The 17,870-nt window shown below is 54.4% G+C and carries 20 protein-coding genes; 9 read left to right on the forward strand and 11 right to left on the reverse strand.

Annotated elements, in window-relative coordinates; translation table 11 throughout:
- Nucleotides 1–44: 44 nt before the first annotated feature.
- The 3 genes from DDZ13_RS10000 to DDZ13_RS10010 all read left to right on the forward strand — a co-directional run bounded on the left by DDZ13_RS10000 (nucleotide 45) and on the right by DDZ13_RS10010 (nucleotide 3,882).
- The gene (locus DDZ13_RS10000; protein ID WP_110131314.1) at nucleotides 45–1,574 is read left to right on the forward strand and encodes a flippase activity-associated protein Agl23; all 1,530 of its coding nucleotides are present in this window, start codon (nucleotides 45–47) and stop codon (nucleotides 1,572–1,574) included.
- Nucleotides 1,571–2,404: an FAD:protein FMN transferase gene (locus DDZ13_RS10005; RefSeq protein WP_110131315.1), complete on the forward strand. Its 834-nt coding sequence runs from the start codon at nucleotides 1,571–1,573 to the stop codon at nucleotides 2,402–2,404. The genes DDZ13_RS10000 and DDZ13_RS10005 overlap by 4 nt, the downstream gene beginning before the upstream one ends.
- A gap of 116 nt (nucleotides 2,405–2,520) precedes the next feature.
- A complete protein-coding gene (locus tag DDZ13_RS10010; RefSeq protein WP_110131316.1) occupies nucleotides 2,521–3,882 on the forward strand; it encodes a Gfo/Idh/MocA family oxidoreductase in 1,362 nt (453 codons plus the stop codon).
- Nucleotides 3,883–4,343: 461 nt separating this feature from the next.
- Here DDZ13_RS10010 and yihA read toward each other — a convergent pair whose 3' ends face one another.
- Nucleotides 4,344–4,985, reverse strand: coding sequence for a ribosome biogenesis GTP-binding protein YihA/YsxC (yihA, locus tag DDZ13_RS10015; protein WP_158279877.1), 642 nt, complete (start codon nucleotides 4,983–4,985; stop codon nucleotides 4,344–4,346).
- Between the two features lie 182 nt (nucleotides 4,986–5,167).
- Here yihA and DDZ13_RS10020 point away from each other — a divergent pair, with 182 nt between their 5' ends.
- The 4 genes from DDZ13_RS10020 (at nucleotide 5,168) to DDZ13_RS10035 (ending at nucleotide 10,416) form a co-directional block, all read left to right on the forward strand.
- Nucleotides 5,168–6,265, forward strand: coding sequence for a sugar kinase (locus tag DDZ13_RS10020; protein WP_110131318.1), 1,098 nt, complete (start codon nucleotides 5,168–5,170; stop codon nucleotides 6,263–6,265).
- Nucleotides 6,266–6,376: 111 nt separating this feature from the next.
- A complete protein-coding gene (locus DDZ13_RS10025; protein ID WP_158279878.1) occupies nucleotides 6,377–7,372 on the forward strand; it encodes a peptidylprolyl isomerase in 996 nt (331 codons plus the stop codon).
- Between the two features lie 77 nt (nucleotides 7,373–7,449).
- Nucleotides 7,450–8,754: a xylose isomerase gene (gene xylA / locus DDZ13_RS10030; protein WP_110131320.1), complete on the forward strand. Its 1,305-nt coding sequence runs from the start codon at nucleotides 7,450–7,452 to the stop codon at nucleotides 8,752–8,754.
- A 114-nt stretch (nucleotides 8,755–8,868) separates the two neighbouring features.
- Nucleotides 8,869–10,416 carry a xylulokinase gene (locus DDZ13_RS10035; protein ID WP_110131321.1) on the forward strand — a complete coding sequence of 516 codons (1,548 nt, stop codon included), beginning with the start codon at nucleotides 8,869–8,871 and terminating at the stop codon, nucleotides 10,414–10,416.
- Here DDZ13_RS10035 and DDZ13_RS10040 read toward each other — a convergent pair.
- From DDZ13_RS10040 to DDZ13_RS10050, 3 genes are read right to left on the reverse strand one after another with little or no spacing between them, the layout of a single operon-like run.
- Nucleotides 10,381–11,529, reverse strand: coding sequence for a hypothetical protein (locus DDZ13_RS10040; RefSeq protein ID WP_110131322.1), 1,149 nt, complete (start codon nucleotides 11,527–11,529; stop codon nucleotides 10,381–10,383). The genes DDZ13_RS10035 and DDZ13_RS10040 overlap by 36 nt on opposite strands.
- Nucleotides 11,529–12,245: a hypothetical protein gene (locus DDZ13_RS10045; protein ID WP_110131323.1), complete on the reverse strand. Its 717-nt coding sequence runs from the start codon at nucleotides 12,243–12,245 to the stop codon at nucleotides 11,529–11,531. Before DDZ13_RS10045 ends, DDZ13_RS10040 begins: the two co-directional genes overlap by 1 nt.
- A gap of 18 nt (nucleotides 12,246–12,263) precedes the next feature.
- Nucleotides 12,264–12,833: a DUF4013 domain-containing protein gene (locus DDZ13_RS10050; RefSeq protein WP_158279879.1), complete on the reverse strand. Its 570-nt coding sequence runs from the start codon at nucleotides 12,831–12,833 to the stop codon at nucleotides 12,264–12,266.
- Nucleotides 12,834–12,897: 64 nt separating this feature from the next.
- On the opposite strand from DDZ13_RS10050, the gene DDZ13_RS10055 reads away from it, so the two are divergent.
- The gene (locus DDZ13_RS10055; protein WP_110131336.1) at nucleotides 12,898–13,782 is read left to right on the forward strand and encodes a polyprenyl synthetase family protein; all 885 of its coding nucleotides are present in this window, start codon (nucleotides 12,898–12,900) and stop codon (nucleotides 13,780–13,782) included.
- A gap of 35 nt (nucleotides 13,783–13,817) precedes the next feature.
- Here DDZ13_RS10055 and DDZ13_RS10060 read toward each other — a convergent pair whose 3' ends face one another.
- The 7 genes from DDZ13_RS10060 to DDZ13_RS10090 all read right to left on the reverse strand — a co-directional run bounded on the left by DDZ13_RS10060 (nucleotide 13,818) and on the right by DDZ13_RS10090 (nucleotide 17,662).
- The gene (locus tag DDZ13_RS10060; protein ID WP_146209326.1) at nucleotides 13,818–14,309 is read right to left on the reverse strand and encodes a hypothetical protein; all 492 of its coding nucleotides are present in this window, start codon (nucleotides 14,307–14,309) and stop codon (nucleotides 13,818–13,820) included.
- Between the two features lie 16 nt (nucleotides 14,310–14,325).
- Nucleotides 14,326–14,883 carry a hypothetical protein gene (locus DDZ13_RS10065; protein ID WP_110131326.1) on the reverse strand — a complete coding sequence of 186 codons (558 nt, stop codon included), beginning with the start codon at nucleotides 14,881–14,883 and terminating at the stop codon, nucleotides 14,326–14,328.
- Nucleotides 14,884–14,988: 105 nt separating this feature from the next.
- A complete protein-coding gene (locus DDZ13_RS10070) occupies nucleotides 14,989–15,336 on the reverse strand; it encodes a hypothetical protein (RefSeq protein ID WP_233246136.1) in 348 nt (115 codons plus the stop codon).
- A 59-nt stretch (nucleotides 15,337–15,395) separates the two neighbouring features.
- Entirely contained in the window at nucleotides 15,396–15,971 is a 576-nt protein-coding gene (locus tag DDZ13_RS10075) for a LamG domain-containing protein (protein WP_146209328.1), read from the reverse strand.
- A 61-nt stretch (nucleotides 15,972–16,032) separates the two neighbouring features.
- Nucleotides 16,033–16,467: a hypothetical protein gene (locus tag DDZ13_RS10080; RefSeq protein ID WP_110131329.1), complete on the reverse strand. Its 435-nt coding sequence runs from the start codon at nucleotides 16,465–16,467 to the stop codon at nucleotides 16,033–16,035.
- A 78-nt stretch (nucleotides 16,468–16,545) separates the two neighbouring features.
- Nucleotides 16,546–17,028 (reverse strand): hypothetical protein, encoded by a 483-nt coding sequence (locus DDZ13_RS10085; protein ID WP_110131330.1) that lies wholly within the window; start codon nucleotides 17,026–17,028, stop codon nucleotides 16,546–16,548.
- Nucleotides 17,029–17,059: 31 nt separating this feature from the next.
- Nucleotides 17,060–17,662, reverse strand: coding sequence for a hypothetical protein (locus tag DDZ13_RS10090; protein ID WP_110131331.1), 603 nt, complete (start codon nucleotides 17,660–17,662; stop codon nucleotides 17,060–17,062).
- Between the two features lie 75 nt (nucleotides 17,663–17,737).
- Here DDZ13_RS10090 and DDZ13_RS16020 point away from each other — a divergent pair.
- On the forward strand, nucleotides 17,738–17,870 hold a 133-nt coding region (locus DDZ13_RS16020; protein WP_146209329.1), incomplete at its 3' end, for a transposase.

The following is a 17,870-nucleotide window of genomic DNA, read 5'->3' on the forward strand; positions in this document are numbered from 1 at the left end:
GACCATGCCGACATCAAGGCAAAGCGTGATTGCGGAACCTGAATATGTTCTTAGCAATACTCACCATGCGAGAACGTTGCTTTATATGGATTGGCTGGTTTGCCGTCATGGCGCTGGCGTTATGGCTCCGTATCGATGATTTGGATGCGCGCCCGATTCACTTTGATGAAGCGACCGGAGCTCATATTTTCTCCCAGAGATTCGAGGAACAGGGCTACCGCTTTGACCCGACCCACTACCACGGCCCTTTTCTTTCCCTCAGCACCTGGCCGCTCGCCAAGATATTTGGCCAAGACAGCTGGCAGGCGCTCAGTTTGAACATGCTGCGAACGAATGCCGTGATCGCGGGGATGCTGCTGGTACTCACCCCTTTGCTCTGGTTGAAGGTCATCGGCCCCCGTGCCGCTCTGGGCGCCGCCGCCCTCCTCGCTTGCTCGCCATTGCTGGTCTACTATAACCGGATGTATATTCACGAGAGTTGGGTGGCCCTCTTCGGCATGCTCACCGCCGCCGGGGTCTATTACGTGGTGCAACGACCTACCCCTCTGCGCGCCGTTCTCGCCGGGGTGGCTGCCGGCCTTATGTTCGCCACCAAGGAAACCGTCGTGATTTCACTATTCTGCTGGGCTCTGGCCGGAGTCGCCTCTTGGTGGTTGATGCGGCTTGGCGCCGAGGCGTCCACCCCGCCCAAACAGCTCACGGGCTACCTCAAACCCGCGCTATGGTTCAGCATCAGCATGTTGCTTACCGGAGCCATATTTTACGGTGAGACGCTCATCGATGCCTTCCGCACCTACTTCGTTTATGAAACGACCTTCGGGCACGAGAAGCCTTTCAGCTACTATTTCAGTATGCTCCTGCTCCCCAAACACGCGCTCGGCATGTGGTGGAGCGAGGCGGGCCTTGCCCTGCTCGGAGTTCTGGCCTGCGTCATGGTCGCCTGCAAGAAGCGGGGATTGTCGGTGGTGACATTCCTTGCCCTCTCAGTACTCGCCCATCTGCTGGTTTACAGCCTCATTGCTTATAAAACGCCCTGGCTGGTGCTACTGCCATGGTCTCTGGCCTGTCTTTTGGGCGGCTTCGTCTTCTCCAGAACAATCCGGCCTTCAGGCTTGTTGAAACCGGCACTCTTGTATGGCTGTTTCGGGCTCTGTCTACTCTACCAAACCCATCAGAGCCTGCAGGCCAGCGGGCGCCTCTCCAACCACGCCGACAACCCCTATGCTTATGTGCCCACCAGCAAGAACATGACGCAGCTGCCCGCCTGGCTGAATGATCTGGAAGCGTTTACCAAAGACCAGTCCATCGAGCCGATCGCAGTGGTCGGCTCGTCCTATTGGCCGCTACCGTGGTACTTGCGTGAATTCGAACTGGTGGGTTATTGGCCCGATCCGACAGAGGATATTGCAAGTTTCCCCATTATCTTCGCCATGCCGGAACATACCCGCCTTGCCAACGAACTGTATGGTGACACCCACACGCAACTTCCGAGAACGTTACGAAGTAATGTACCCATCAACCTCTATTTGAAAAAAGAAATCTGGGACGCCTGGACAGCACCGCCGAACGAATGACCCCGACACATACATTTGAACACAAGGCGATGAAGACCACCTTCAAGCTTCGCCTTCAGCATCAGGACAAAAAACAGGCGCAGAGCGCGGCCACCTGTGCAATCGATTTGATCGACGAGATTGAAAACAAACTCAGCCGCTACCGGGCTGGCAGCGATGTCTGGCAAATCAACCATATGGAGGCCGGGCAGACGCTTTTTCTCAGTGAGCTATGCTACGATTGCCTCTGCCTCAGCCTGGAAGCTTCGGCCCAAACCATGGGACTCTTCGATGTGACCCTGGGACGTCAGATCGAGCACCAAAAGAGAAATGAGGACGGCCAACCACCGGAGCTCTCGGGACAGCTCGCCATGGTCCCGAACCGCCCCGCCATCCACTGCAACGAACCGGGCAGGGAGATTGATCTGGGTGGCGTGGGAAAAGGCTTTGCTCTCGATCGGGTCAGGGAACTTGTCCGGGACTGGGACATCGAATCCGGCATCATCTCTGCCGGCGCGAGCACCCACCTCGCCTTCGGCCCGCAGGAATGGACGATTGGCCTGAGCGGAAAAAATGAAACCAAAGACGTCACCCTCAGGGACCAGGCATTGAGCGCGTCCGGAAGCGGCATTCAAAACGAACACATCATTTCACCCGCAGGTCACCAGGAAGCCTATCGCCACCCCAGGGTATGGGTGCTCCACGAATCGGCGGCCTGGGCGGATATCTGGTCCACCACAGCCATGCTGATGACGGTCGATGAACTGGGCGCACATGCCGGTCAACTCGCCGGGCTCTTCGTGGAAAATCCGGAAACCGGTGGCGTCGACACCATCCCGGCCACCCGATAATTACATCACACGATTCCACGCAGGAAGGAACAAGTTGTTTGCCACAGTGTAATTATTCGGCAGAAAGATTCAAAAAAGTTATTGTTCCGCACACAATTTAACCGAAAGTAAATCCCATGAACATTTCCCGCAGAACTTTTTCCAAATGGGCCGGCCTCGGTGCCGCCGCCACTGCCATGCCGAGCTGGCTCGGAGCACTCCCCGATGCCGACTCACAAAAGCTCAAGATTGCCGTTATCGGTGTGGGCGGACGTGGCAAGGCCCACATCAAGGGCCTCGCATCACAGCACTTCGTGGCATTCTGCGATGTCGACGACGCAAGTGCGGCCGAAACCTACAAGGAGTATCCCAACGTTCCGCGCTTTAAGGACTATCGGGTGATGTTCGACAAAATGGGTAAAGAGATCGAGGCCGTCTCCATCGCGACGCCCGACCACATGCACTACCCGATCGTTCTCTGGGCCCTCGCCCACGGGAAGCACATCTTCTGCGAAAAACCACTGACCCGCACCTTTGAGGAGGCCATGGTTCTCAAGAATGCCGTCCGCGAAGCCGGTGTGATCACACAACTGGGCAACCAGGGGCACGTTGCCGACGGCTGGCGCAACATTCGCGAGTGGGTGCAAGCCGGGCTCGCGGGCGATGTTTACGAAGCTTACCACTGGACCAACCGGCCGGTATGGCCTCAGGGGCTGAATAATTGGCCGAAGAAGCAGCCGGTGCCCGCCAGCTTCGATTGGAACCTCTGGCTCGGCGTCGCCCCGAAACGGGACTACAGCCCGGGCATCGCCCCCTTCAACTGGCGCGGTTTTTGGGACTACGGTTCCGGGGCGATCGGCGATATCGCCTGCCACTCCATGGACGCATCCTACAGCGGCCTGCAGCTCGGTCTGCCTACGGCGGTCAGCGCGGATGTTTCCGGACGTAGTGATGTTTACCTACCGAAGGCATCGACCATTACCTTCGAATTCCCCGGCATCGAAGGCCGCGGCCCGGTTAAGCTGACCTGGATGGATGGTGACCGGCGCCCCTCCGACATTCCCTTTGTGGATTCCGACAAGATTCTTGCCGACGAAGCCACCGGCAAGAAGGGCATGGCCAACGGCAGCTTCATCGTAGGCACAAAGGCCTCCATTTTCGCCAGCCTCTACAGCATGTATCCCTCCTTCCGCCCGCGCGAGTACCACAAGGAACTGCGTGCCAATAACGGCTTCCCGGAAGAAACCCTTCCGCGCCCGGTCGAGAAGAGCCACTTTATGGAATGGGTGAACGGTGTGAAGACCGGGACGCAACCGGGAGGCAACATCGCCGAATATGCCGCCGACTTTACCGCAACTGCCCTACTCGGCACGATTGCACTCGGGGTTCCCGGTAAACTTGAGTTCGATCCGAAGACTCAGCAGTTTACCAACAGCGAACAAGCCAACCGCATGCTGCGTTCCCAGTACGAATACCGTAAGGAATTCCTGCCGGGCTAAACGGCATTGATCATGCGAGCAGGCCGACACAGGCCGACCTTTCCGGAAGCGCAAGACTCTTGTTTTGCGCTTCTTTTTTGCAGGCGTTTCCATTCGAACTCAGACCACGTAGCCTCGCTCGTGAAAAACAGGGCGATCGAAATGCGGGATGTGTCTTTTTAACGAAATAATACCACTGTGTGACTTTTACTGGTGGTATACCCGCCTTCGCTCTATGTGAGACTACGGCGTGGTATAGGGGGGTGTTGAAATACGGGCAGCATACGGAGTCGGGACATTCTTGTCCCGATTGATCGCTTAAGGAGAACTTTTCTAAATTCGAAATGCATCTCAATTCGCGATGCGACGAATGGACACGAATGTCCATACTCCGTTTGTGGGCTCAGATTCGATCATATTGCCAGTAAAAGTCAGTCGATGAAATAAGGACGCAACGGTATTATGTGCTTTGCCAAGAGATATTACTTCATCCACTTGAGGTTGATCGCCGTGCCCTTCTTCTTTTTGGGCTTTTTGGGAAGTTGCTGCTCGATCCATTGCAGAATCTGACCACGGCCCTTCTTTGTCTTGGCGGAACTCATGAAGATCTTGTTGGGCTCCAGGCCATATGCCTCCAGCTCAGCCCGGAACTGCCCGCTGTGGTTTGCGGTTTTACTGTCGGAACCGCGGTCGGTCTTCGTGAACACAACCGAATAGGGCACGCCACATTCCTGCAGCCATAAGGCGAACGACAGGTCACCGCCCTGTGGTTCAATTTGCGAATCCACCAAAAGCATCACCTGCTTGAGATTCTCGCGCTCGGTCAGATAAGCACTCACTTCACGATTGAACTCACCCTGCTTTTCCCGCGAAAGCTTCGCATACCCGTAACCGGGCAAATCCACCAATGTCCATGAATCGTTCACCGTGAAAAGGTTGATGCGCTGGGTCTTGCCCGGCTTGCTGGAAGTATGCGCCAGTTCTTTACACTCCGTCAGCGCATTGATCAGGGAGGACTTGCCTACATTCGAACGCCCGATAAAGGCAAATTCCGGCAGGTTGGACGAAGGGCATTCCTCCAGGCCCTTCGCACTTGCCCGTAATTTAGCCGATTCAATTTTCATAGCCTGCATAAGACAGCGAACTCGCCCGACGAATGCACGACAAATCCACCCGGACGACAAAACCTCGTTTGACAATCGGGAAGCGCCCCACCTAAAACAAGCGGTGAATGAACGAGCTTGTGCGGATGCATGAAAGCAAAATGTAGTTGCTTCGGAAAAAACCATTAAATAATTATTAAATCATGGCTATTGATATCAAACCTGCGGAATCCTGTGAATACGGCTGCGTCTCTCTCGGCGAGGTCATGCTGCGCTTTGACCCGGGCGAGAACCGCGTGCACACCAGCCGGAAATTCGACGTCTGGGAAGGTGGCGGCGAATACAATGTCACGCGCGGTCTCCGGCGTTGCTTCGGGCTGAAAACCGCGGTTGTCACGGCATTTGCCGACAATCCGGTGGGACGGCTGGTTGAGGACTTCATTCTGCAGGGTGGCGTCGATACCGATTTCATCAAATGGGTGGAATACGACGGCATTGGCCGCACCGTTCGCAACGGCCTGAACTTCACCGAACGCGGCTACGGCATCCGTGGCGCCGTGGGATGCCCGGACCGTGGTAATACCGCAGCCAGCCAGCTCAAGCCGGGCGACATTGACTGGGAGGAGATTTTCGGTCGTCGCGGCGCTCAATGGTTCCACACCGGAGGCATCTACGCTGCGCTCAGCGAGACCACTCCGGACGTTGTGTTGGAAGCGGTGAAATGTGCGAAGAAGCACGGTACTATTGTCAGCTACGACCTGAACTACCGCCCTTCCCTCTGGAAAGACTTCGGCGGTCTGGAAAAATGCCAGGAAGTGAACCGGGAAATTGCCAGGTATGTCGACGTGATGATCGGCAACGAAGAGGACTTTACCGCTTGCCTCGGTTTCGAAGTCGAGGGGGTTGACGAGAACATCTCCCACATTCCGGTCGAGGCCTTCAAAAGCATGATCAAGACCGCGACCAAGGAATTCCCCAATTTCAAGGCCACCGCCACCACTCTGCGTGCAGTAAAGACGGCCACGGTCAACGATTGGGCGGCCATGGCCTGGCACAACGGCGAATTCTACGAGTCCGTTCAATTTCCTGACCTTGAGATTCTCGACCGCGTGGGCGGGGGCGATAGTTTTGCCTCGGGCTTCATTTACGGCTTCCTCAGCGAGAATGACCCGCAGGAAGCGGTCGACTATGGCTGCGTCCACGGGGCGCTAGCCATGACGACTCCGGGCGATACCACCATGGCTTCGCTCAAGGAAGTGAAAAAGATCAAAGGCGGCGGCGGCGCGCGGGTGGACCGCTAGATTCAAGAGCGCTCGGTATATCGAATGGCCAGGCCTTTACCGCTTGACCGTTATATTGCCGTTTCTACATTAGCTCAGATGTTGCTTTGCCCAAGCCGCACTCTGAAATCTATGACGCTCAAACGCACCACCCTCATCTGCACAATTTCGGCGCTGCTCGCCCTTTCCGGTCACACACAGACCCAGCCGGCACAAGACCCTGAACTACTCCGCCTCGGCAATGGCATCGCCGCTGTTGCGGAAGGACAGATTATCACGGTGGAAGAGTTGCGCCGCGAACTGGAGCCGATCATTCCCCGCCTGCGGGTCGAATCCCGAAACGCACAGGACTTCAGTCAACGCCTCGACAAGCTCAGCCGCGAAGTCCTGCAAAATATGATCGACCGGATCATTATCGTGAAAGCGGCCGAAGAAAAGGGCCTGTTGATTCCGCAGTCCTATATCGACCAGGAATACGACGAGGTGATCCAGCGCGACTTCGATGGCGACCGCGCCCGTTTTCTCGAATACCTGCGCACGCGAGGTGAAACGGCTCGGGATTTTCGCAAGAGCATCTACGAGCGCGTGGTCGTCAATGTGATGCGCCAGGAAAACCGCAGATCACAATCCGAAATCAGTCCCGAGCGTATCGAAGAATTTTACGTGGAAAATAAAATCCGCTTCTACCAGGCCGAAGCACTGCGCCTGCGCCAGATTATCCTCACTCCGATGGCCGATGAAGGCCTCGTTCCTCTGCGTCAAACGGCCAAACAAATCATCAGCGAGCTCAAGGCCGGCGGGAACTTCGGCGATATCGCCCGCAAGTACAGCCAGGATGAGATGAGCCGCCGCGGCGGCGACTGGGGCTGGATCGAGCGGAAAGACATTCGCAAAGAACTCAGCGATGCCGCCTTCAAATTGAAAGAAGGTGAATACAGCGAGCCCATCGAACTGAATGAGACCATCTTTATTCTCTACGCCGAAGACAAGCGTGAGGAGATGATTCAACCGATCTCACAGGTGCGCGACATCATTGAAAATGTACTTGTCGGTGAAATCGCCCGTGAGACGCAGGAGCGCTGGCTCCAGGACATGCGCAACGAAGCCTACGTCCGCTACTACATGTAATCAGCCGACGTTCTAAAACGTCCGCCGGATTTTTACAATTTACGCCCCTTTCCAACCCGTCTTAACCTATAAAAACTATGCAATACTTCGACTGCGATAAAATACAATACGAGGGCCCTACCTCGAAAAACCCGTTTGCTTTCAAGCACTACAACCCCGATGAGTTGGTTGACGGCAAGCCCATGAAAGAGCACCTGCGCTTTGCCGCACCTTACTGGCACGTCATGCGTAATGTTCTCGGTGACCCCTTTGGTGGCGGCACCGCGCAAATGCCCTGGGACGACGGCTCCGACTCGGTCGACAATGCCCTCAGCCGCGTCGATGTTTTCTTTGAATTCCTCGAAAAAATGGGGATCGAGTATTACTGCTGGCACGACCGCGACATTGCTCCCGAGCTCAATAATCTCGCCGAGTCCAACAAGGCCCTCGAAGCCGTCGTCGCCAAGCTCAAGGAAAAGCAGCAGGAGACCGGCGTGAAGCTTCTCTGGGGCACCGCCTGTCTGTTTGCCCATCCGCGCTACTCTCAGGGTGCGGCCACTTCTCCGGACATGAATGTGTTCAACTATGCCGTCGCCCAGGTGAAAAAGGCTCTCGAATGCACCAAGGAGCTCGACGGTCTCGGCTACACTTTCTGGGGTGGCCGCGAGGGGTATTCTACCCTGCTCAACACCAACATGAAGCGTGAACTCGACCACCTGGCCGCCTTCCTCCACATGGCGGTGGACCACGCCAAGAAGATCGGTTTTGACGGCCCCTTCTATATCGAGCCCAAGCCGCGCGAGCCCGCGACTCACCAGTATGACTCCGATTCCGCAGCCTGCCTGAACTTCCTGCGGGAATACGATTTGATGGACAAGTTCCGCCTCAACATCGAGACGAACCACGCCACCCTCGCCGGCCATACCATGGAGCACGAGCTTACCGTGGCCATCAACGCCGGCATGCTCGGCAGCATCGACGCCAACCGCGGCGACGAGCTGATTGGCTGGGACACTGACCAGTTCCCCACCGACATCTACATGACCACCCAGGTCATGCTCAAGGTCCTCGAGATGGGCGGCTTCAAGACCGGTGGTCTCAATTTTGACGCCAAGCGTCGCCGCGAGTCGCACGAGCCGATCGATCTCATTCACGCCCACATCGGCGGGATGGATTCTTTCGCACGCGGCCTGAAGATCGCATCGGCGATCCGCGCCGACGGCCGCCTCGACAACTTCGTCAAGGAGCGCTACAGCAGCTTCGACAGCGACCTCGGCAAGAAGATTGAATCCGGCCAGTGCAGCTTTGAAGAAATCGAGCAGATCGCCCTTTCCAACGGAGAGCCCTCCGTCGCAAGTGGCCGCCAGGAAATGCTCGAAAACCTGGTGAATGAGTTTCTTTAAAACGAATCCACCACTGTAAAGAGTGAGAGTGCAGGTGAAAGTGTTTTACACGGAAGCCTCACTCTCACTTTTTTTATCCCCCTAACTCACTCTCACTCTCACTCCCACTCCCAAATGTCCTACGCACTCGGCATCGACTCCTCCACGCAAAGCTGCTCCGCCATCGTCATCGATACGGAAGCCGGAAAAATTGTTGCGGAAGCATCCGTAAACTTCGGCGAACACCTTCCGCAATACCAAGCCCCCCAGGGTTTCATTCCGGACGGCCCGGACGGCGAGGTGCACTCGGACCCACGTATGTGGCTCGACGCGCTGGAAATGCTACTCGAAGCCCTCGGCAAGCACTGCGACCTGTCGAAAGTGGCCGCCATTTCCGGCGCCGGACAGCAGCACGGTTCAGTTTATCTGAATGAGAACTGGCTCGATGCCCTCGCCTCGCTTTCATCCGAAGACTCCCTCTCGAGTCAGTTGGAACGCTGCCTGACCAGAAAGACATCCCCGATCTGGATGGACAGCTCGACTGGCGAAGAGTGCGCGGAGATTGCTGCCGCCGTCGGTGGCAACGATCAGGTCTGTGCCAAGTCCGGCTCCATCGCGATTGAGCGCTTCACCGGACCCCAGATTCGCCGCTTCTATAAACAGGACGCCGAAGCTTACGCTGCGACCGCACGCATTCATCTTGTCAGTTCTTTTCTTTGCTCGGTACTTTGCGGGGCCGATGCGCCCATCGATACCGGTGACGGTGCTGGCATGAACCTGCTCAATATCCAGTCCTGGTCCTGGGATGAAGATTTGCTCGAGGCCACCGCCCCGAACCTGGGCGGAAAACTTCCTGCCGTTCAGCCAGGCACGACGGTTGCCGGCCAGATCGCGCCCTACTTCGTGAAAAAATTCGGCTTCGCGGCCGAAACGCCGATCACCGTCTTCACCGGCGACAATCCCAGCAGTCTCGTCGGCATGGGGGCCAGTAAGCCGGGCAAGCTGGTCATCTCGCTCGGCACCTCCGACACCTTTTTCGCCGCCATGCCCGAAGTCGTGGCCGACCCCAACGGTTGCGGCCATGTCTTCGGTAATCCCACCGGAGGTTCCATGTCGCTGCAGTGCTTCGTCAACGGCTCCCTGGCCCGGGAGGAAGTCAAAGATAAGTTCAACTACGACTGGGATCAGTTCACCGCCGCTTTCACCAAGACTCCGATCGGCAACCACGGTAATGTCATGGTGCCTTTCTTCCGCTCCGAAATCAGCCCGCGAATTGATCTGGATGCCCCGATCCTCCAGGGCACGGAAGCTTTCCAAAACTGGGAAGAGCCCGATGCGGCCATTCGTGCCTGCGTCGAAGGACAGGCCATCAACATTAAACTTTGCAGCGATTGGATGCAGCTCAGCCCCGAGGTTATCTATCTGACCGGTGGTGCCTCCAGGAACGATGCCATCGCCCAGGTCATTGCCGATGTCTTTCAGGCCAATGTCCAGCGCCTCGCCGTGAGCGGCTCGGTGGGCCTTGGTGCCGCCATGCGCGCTGCCGACAACTCCCTCTCCTGCCGCATCAGTGATCTGGAAAATATCTTCTGCCAGCCGGAACCGGGCAGCACAATTGCACCCCAGGCCGATGCCGGCGCCTACGATTCACTGGCCAGCGCCTTCAGCGCTTGTCTGGCCTAGCGCTTTCCCGATCGCTTCTTCGAGCACCTTGCTGTCCTCGAAGTCGCCCAGAAAGCCGGTCAAACGGTGCACGTATTTGTGTCGCTTCGTGCCTCTCAAATACGTTTCGAAGAGCGCGCCCAGGGATCGAGCCGCATTGAAATAAGCCGGATTCACCCGCACAATGCGCAGTCTCAAAATTTCGTAGCGGGCCTCGATCAATTCCCGTAGTGCTTCATTTTCGCGCTCATCCCAGAGCTGGCTTAAGTTCAGCTCCTTGAATTCCGTATTGGAGAGGTCCGCCAGCGCGCCGATCCACAAACGCGAGACCACCATCGTTTCCATCGGCTCGTCCGCCGGAGTCAGCAAACCCACCCACGAAGCAGTCCACCATTCATCGAGCGTCAGGCTCCCTGCCGCCGGATCAGCCGGTTGAATCAATGAAAGCAGCGCCTCGGAAATATCGAGCCCGGCGAGGCTCTGGCCCATCAAGGTGCGGACTTTCGGACGCGGTAATCCGATCTGTTCCATGGCCCAAAGCAGCGCGTAGCCATTGCTATCCTCGATGGTATCTTTCCATTTCCGCTGAAGCAATGTCGCCACAGTGGGAGTGCTTTCAGGCGCCAGCCAGGCGGCCAGCTTGATCGACTGGGCGGGGCGCAGGCTGAGGTAAGCCTTCGTTCCGATAGCTGCCACGGGCCACTCCGGTAGAAAATTCGGCCCCTCGTCCCCGTAATTCAAAACGGAGTACCGCACCAGGAGAGCCTCGGTCAAGGCCCGGCAGGTGGTACGAAGACCAAGGGACGCCTCCCAACGCAGGTCGAGATTCACAAACCCGCGCTCCCCCACCCGCACCTGGTAGTCGCCCTCGAATTCGGCATACTTCTCGGGTTTCAAACTCACGAGAATACGCTGCGGAAATTGCAGCGCCCCGGCATCGAGATAGCGCTCCGCCACCTTCACCACGTGGCTGCTCAATTCATCGACATAACTGACCGAACGGGCATCCAGGCCGATAATTTCATACTGGGCATTGCCGGCGGAGCGAAGCTCCGGGCTCTGTCCTTGCGCAGGCAGTAGCAGAACCAGCACCAGAAACCAGCTGACGATTACCTTGCCGGACGCGACAGCCATCAGGGCGTATCCAATGTGAGAACGAGTTCGCCGTTCTTAATCTCTACGGACTGTACCCGGTCCCAGGCTTCGCGGATCACTTTGTATTCCTCGGCGGCACTGAAACCCTTGATGACCTTCGAGACCATTTGAGCACCCAACTGCCCGGGCAGCGGAATCGCGGCTCCACCCACCTGCAAGCGGTCCACCACCAATTTCACCGGCGTTCCGCGGCTGTAGCGGGCCTGAGCACTCAATACATAATCACCATCCAGCCCGTAACCGGTAATATCGGAGGGCAGGTTCAAATAGAGCGTTCCTTCTTCGCTAATCCCGAGATTGGGAACATCCGGCACCAAGGTCAGCCCGGAACTTTCCTCCTCGGTCACCGGTACGGAGCTGCGAAAATTGGCTCCGAACCACGCGTTAATCTCACCGGGCGACAAAGTGATGGTCTGGGCCGTCCCTTCGATCAACTCCTTGCGTTTTAATTCCCATGTGCGTGACCGCAGCGTCGGCCCTTCGATATAGAAGGCATCACCGGGAACCGGATCGAGTGATTCACGAGCCTCCATTTCCACCTTGCGCTCTTCCAAACTGGAATAGCCCTTAAGTGGGAAAGACATCATGTAAATAATCCCGAGGAGCATCCCGAGGAATGCCATCGCGGCCCCGTAGAGATAAACGGGCCAATGGCTGGGTTCGGACTTTTCTTTCTTTGAGGTCTTGGATGGCATGTGTGTTAAATGTTCAGGTTAAAGGGCGACCGTCCGGCGCTGTTCCATGGCTCGAAAGGATAATGCCGTATAGGCGATCATAACAACAAAGCCGAAGAAGATGGCAAAGCCGTAAAGCGGTAAGACCACAGCACAAATACCGGTAAAAACCAGGGCCGGGATAATCAGCCGGTGGAAGGCTCCGTAAGCCATCCGGATAATCAGCACAACATCCAGCAGGTCCTTAAAATCAGAGCGCGACAGATAACGATACAGCGCCGCACTGAAAACGATGGGCGAGAGAAGAAAAACCACTAAGACCAGGAGCCAGGCCAGCGCACCCAATCCGACCGCTTTGAACAATACGGAGAACGCCAGTGCGAGGAGGAGCGGCAACAGCCAGTAGGCAAGCCAAACCACGGCAAACTTGAGACCATCAGTAAAAAGTCCGGCCCAGTCATCCCAATCCGGCAAGGCGACACGCCCCGTTCGCCGAACCCCCTTGCCCAGTCGCAAAAGGTAACCGAATGCCAGAAAATTGACAACTGGCACGAAGGAGAGCAGGCCTCCTACCAGCACTTTCAGCCAGAAACCGGGCAAACCGAGCATACGTGAGAAAACTTCTTCAAATATTGGCGTTTCCTTCATAAAGATGTTCGCTCAATGTAAGTTAGTGAATGAGGCATTAAAAGAAAAATTGCAGGAGTTGCGTAATTGCGTGGAGACGGGTATCGATACTCTTATTCCTCCGGCAGCGACCCGGCCGACCCGGCTGCATCAGGCCATGCGTTACTCCATGGAAGCGGGCGGGAAGCGGATCCGTCCGGCATTGCTCATACTGGCCAGTGAATTATTCCCCACCGGCCACAACCCTCTGGCCGCTGCCGTCGCCGTGGAATGCCTCCACACCTACACCCTCATCCACGACGATTTACCAGCTGTTGACAACAGCGACCTGCGCCGCGGCCGCCCCGCCTGCCATAAGGAGTTCGACGAGGCGACCGCCATTCTCGCCGGCGATGCCCTGCTCACTTATGCTTTCCAACTGCTTGCGCACACTTACGACGACTGCCCGAAGCTCGCCACCGCGCTGATCGGCGACCTCGCCACCGCCAGCGGCAGCCAGCACCTCATCGGAGGGCAGATGGAGGACATTGAAAACGAGGGCAAGGCTGTGGAAGCGGGGACCCTGCACTACATCCACGAGAATAAAACCGCCGCCCTCCTCACCGCCGCCCTGCTCATGGGCCTGCGCTTCAGCGACCCCGGTCAGGATAAAGTCGAGGCCATGCGATTGGTCGGCACCCATCTCGGCCTGGCCTTTCAAATTATCGACGACATCCTCGACGCCACCTCGGACGCCGAAACCATGGGCAAACCCGTGGGCAACGACGCTTCGGCGAACAAATCCACCTACGTGGCCCTTCACGGTATCGAGGGCGCGCGCGCCGAGGCCGGGCGCCACACCGCAGCCGCCATCGAAGCCGCAAGAAAGCTTGGCGGCGAAAATGAAATACTCATTGCCCTGATTCAGGATTTGGGTGAGCGGATCAATTGATCGTCCCGTAGAAAGTACAGCAAGAAGGGCCGGACCTAGCGTGACCACATCCCCAACTCGTCTTTGACCGTGTTGTAAAATTCCGAGGCCAGCGCCTGCTGGTTCCCACGGAAATCGAAGATGGAATCGCCCAGCAGTGTTCCGAAAATACCTGTTTCGCGCGATCCCTCACCTTCGAAGCATACCAGAGGCACAAGCTCATCCGAATTTTTCAATTCGAGAGACACCCATATTTTCTCGTACCCATCCTGCCAGAATTCAAAACCGAAGTCGTTCCAATCCTCAAAACCAAAGCTTACGTCGCTCACCTGGTCATAACAAACGAAGTCGGATGCTTTTTTGAACCACCAGGTCTTACGGTAGATTTCTATATAGCGCTTCTCCCTTTCAAAAGTCACCACCCGCTTGCAGCTGAATAAATAAAACAACTGCTGCAGGAAGGAAGAACGGGCCACGATGCGCCCGGACGAGCGTACCACGCACGGTTTCAGACTGAGGAAATTCAAGGTTACGGTCTCTAAACTCATCGTTGTGCTCTGTCGTTCAGCGCGGTTCGTCTTTGATGCTTTGCTGCATCACCTTCAGTAATTCCCTCAAGCCCGGGTGCTCACTGCTGAAATAGCGATTGAAGTCAGGATTATAGATACTCTCTTCGATTATCTTTTCCCCTTTCTCATAGAAGGTCAGCGTCACCTTACTTGAAGTCGTCGATGCGCTGTAGCGTTCTCCACGTTGCATATATGTGACTCCGTCATCAGTCCTGGTTTCCAATGGCTTTGGATTTGTACTTCTCCGGAAACCAGTAATCTCCGAGTCAATGCCTTTAATTTCGGGCTTACTTAAGATCTTCGGCCGGGCGGCAATTGCCGAGTGCTTCTCTGGGGTATCCCGGTCGGGGCGTAGCAAAGCGGTGCATATGGTTTCCCCGCCTATCATCTCAAACTCGTAGATGTTATCAAAAACACGAAAGCAGCTGGACATCTCCATCTGTATCTGAATTCGATCACCCTCCTCCATATGGGACATGAGCGGCTGCGCTTCCACTTCCCATGAGAGCAGGCATATGAAAAAGATGAGACAGTATCTGGATCGTTGCTTCATTCGCTTATCGAGCTTCGCAACCGACCGCGGGCATAGTGGTTCAAGTGATTCTCGGATTTTCGAGCAGCTTACATGGGTTGACCTGAGCCGGCTGGTTCTACTTTTTTATTCGATGCTCGTGATTTTTCCTTCCGGTGTCGCTTTGATTATTCCACTAATCGGATCAGCATTGCTTTCAATTCCAACTGTATACTTGAAAACTTCGAGTCCGCTAGGATCAACTCCATAATCCACAATCATCATTAGGTAGCGTTCTGTTTTCGTCGGGAAATCCGGACCATACTTAATCCCGAACCCTTTAGTGACCAATTTATTTTTCGCTTCAAAGATGTCGTCTCCGATTTTAATCTCCGACCTTGCTGCTTCACTTTTTTCGGACACGACTTGATCTCTTTGCGAATTGCAACCTGCTAAGAATAAGACGATCAGTAAAATGGTAATTCGGTGTATCATTTTGTAGAACATTAAAGGAGTGGCGCGCCTACGGCGTTGCCACTTCCGCCTGGTTCATCTTATCTGGTCTGGAGTGCGATGGATTTGATTTTCACTAAGGATTTCTCCCCATTGACGTAAAAACCAATTCGATTCCCAGCAAGTTCAGGAAGCTTGGACTGACCGACACGCTTTCCGTTAATGTAAAAATAAATATTCTGACTTTTTTTCACAACTTGAATTTCGTTTTCAGAACTATCAATTGCGTCGGAACCTAATCGGAAGATATAGTCTCTCCAATTCGCGCCTAGGTCTCTTGCCTTGTGAGATGCATAGGTAAACCACTTCTCTGAACTGTTGATAAGCAAAATATGATAATCTCCTTCATTTCCGCCGAAAACAATACCAGTTGTGTTCCAGACCGGTTCTTTCGATTCAAATTCTAATGTGATCGTGTAGCTATCAAACTCGTCAAGCGTAACAGGTAGTTCTGGAAGATAGGTGATGGAACGGCTTTGCACGAGGTGCTCAGTGTTCATTGTGATCTTGAAGATGCTGTCAAAATCACTCGATATCCATTCACTTTTCTTTTCTGCAGCTAGGTCGGAAGAAACGAGCAATGTAAGACATGTTAGTAGTATTTTGGTTGATTTCATTTTTTGTTTTTTGATGAACGGTGAGGAGTGGCGAAGCCAAGCCGTTGCCACCTGCGGCTTGTTAAGTCTTTGGGTTTATTTCAGTAAAAAGTTTAAAGCTTCCATCTGGCTTCTCGCTGGCTGTCATGATGATAGATCTTTTTTCAGACAGGAAGATAATACTTTCGTATACGATTTTGGTCTCAGATTCCGACTTTCGATATACACTTATCTTTCCTTTATCCAGTTTGATAGGCAGTCTTAAGTAAGCACGTTCTTGGGGCTTAAATACTTTCTTCTCTTCTTCTATTTTGACTACAATGACATCGCTGCACTCGTTGACAAAGTAGATGGAATGCATGGGGCCAATCTCAACAGCTTCTTTTTCAACTTCTTTGCCTGGGAGATCGCCTAACGGCTGTGGGCTATCAGTTCTCTGCGATAATACGAGATAGACTAAAAGTCCAAACAGCAAAAGACTGACTGCGACTACAGCCGGTTGGCGGCTTTTTTTCATTTCTTACCCAACGTAGTGGACACTCGACCAGCCTTCAAGCTTTGGAGTCCTAGTGATTTTTAGAATTTTACGGGCGGCTTATCTGGTTGAGCGCTCCACCTGGTTCTCCGATTCTGTTTTCTTTGGTTTAATACGCTCCCAATGCTGCTTCCATAGTGAAATTGAATACTCTCGCTTCTCTTTCGATGAGTCCCACTGGTAATCGTAGCTAGTCTTGCAAATTACGATGAGTGCGACATTCGCCCAGTAGCGAGTAGTAGCCATTCCTGCTAGAGGGTAACCCGCTCCTACATGCATAGACTCGTCAGACAGTGCATCGATCAAATACGGAACATCTTCTATAGTCCCATGCTCGATAAACCACTGTGCTGATTCAGCGCGATAAGTTAAGTGCGAACCTACCAGCCCCCTGCGAACCGCCGGAGCATGGGTTCTGAATTTTTCTTCAGCATGGAGTGCGGGTAAAAGCTTTTCGGGATCGATTGATTCGACTTGTGGCGCAATACGGTCAGCAGCGAAGCTGGCCGAATACACGAGGAAGTATATCAAGACGAATTTCATTTTGGAGAACGTCGAGCTCTGGCACGGCGCGTTAGCGACGTTGTCCAGTAGCGTCTGGTTCTACCTTATTAATTAAATCGTTCAGAAACTTTGAATAGGTCTCGTGTGTAGTCTGATTCGAGTCAAATCTAGCCGCGACTACAAGGGGCTTTCCATAATCAAAAGTCTCACCGGTGTCCTGCGGAGCAAATAGTCCATCTAAGGGAGACTTATTTCCTCCTGGTAGCGAAACTTTCATCACCAATGTCGTGTGATGACTTTCCGGGGGTAAGTCCTCTTTTCCTATTTGCTCTTCGTAGCGCTTTCTTTCCCCAAAAGCGGCTTCAGCAAACTCGATCATCCTTTCCTTTATTTCGTTCACTTCTTTTAGGGTGATGAATCGCTTCGCGACAGGCAGATTCTGACCTGAATCTCGGTCGCCTCCCACTACAACCGATAGAAGGAACTGAGCGTCAGGAAGTCTCTGTATGATGAGATATTTCGAGGATCCGTAATCGCCATGCCAGTATGCGACACCAAATTGCAATGAAAGCCAGTCATCACGTTCAAAGGAATCCATTCTTTTTTCGTATATGTTCGCACATACGACAGATACCACGATCAGTTGGGACATCGCTATGAGGAGTGCTTTCATTTTCTCTGTAGAACGTAGAGGTGATGTGTCCTGAGAAAACTGGACATGGGATTCTCTTAAAAAGAGGATCCAACCATGAATAGACAACGCTATACTGCCGAGTTCAAACAGGAGGCAGTCAAACTGATATTAATCGACGGGACCCCGGTGAAGGAGGTTTCGCAGCAATTGGGAGTGCCTGAAGGGGTTCTTTACAGCTGGAAGCAGA

The sequence above is a fragment of the Coraliomargarita sinensis genome, from assembly GCF_003185655.1.
GTDB classification, from domain to species: Bacteria; Verrucomicrobiota; Verrucomicrobiia; order Opitutales; family Coraliomargaritaceae; genus Coraliomargarita_B; species Coraliomargarita_B sinensis.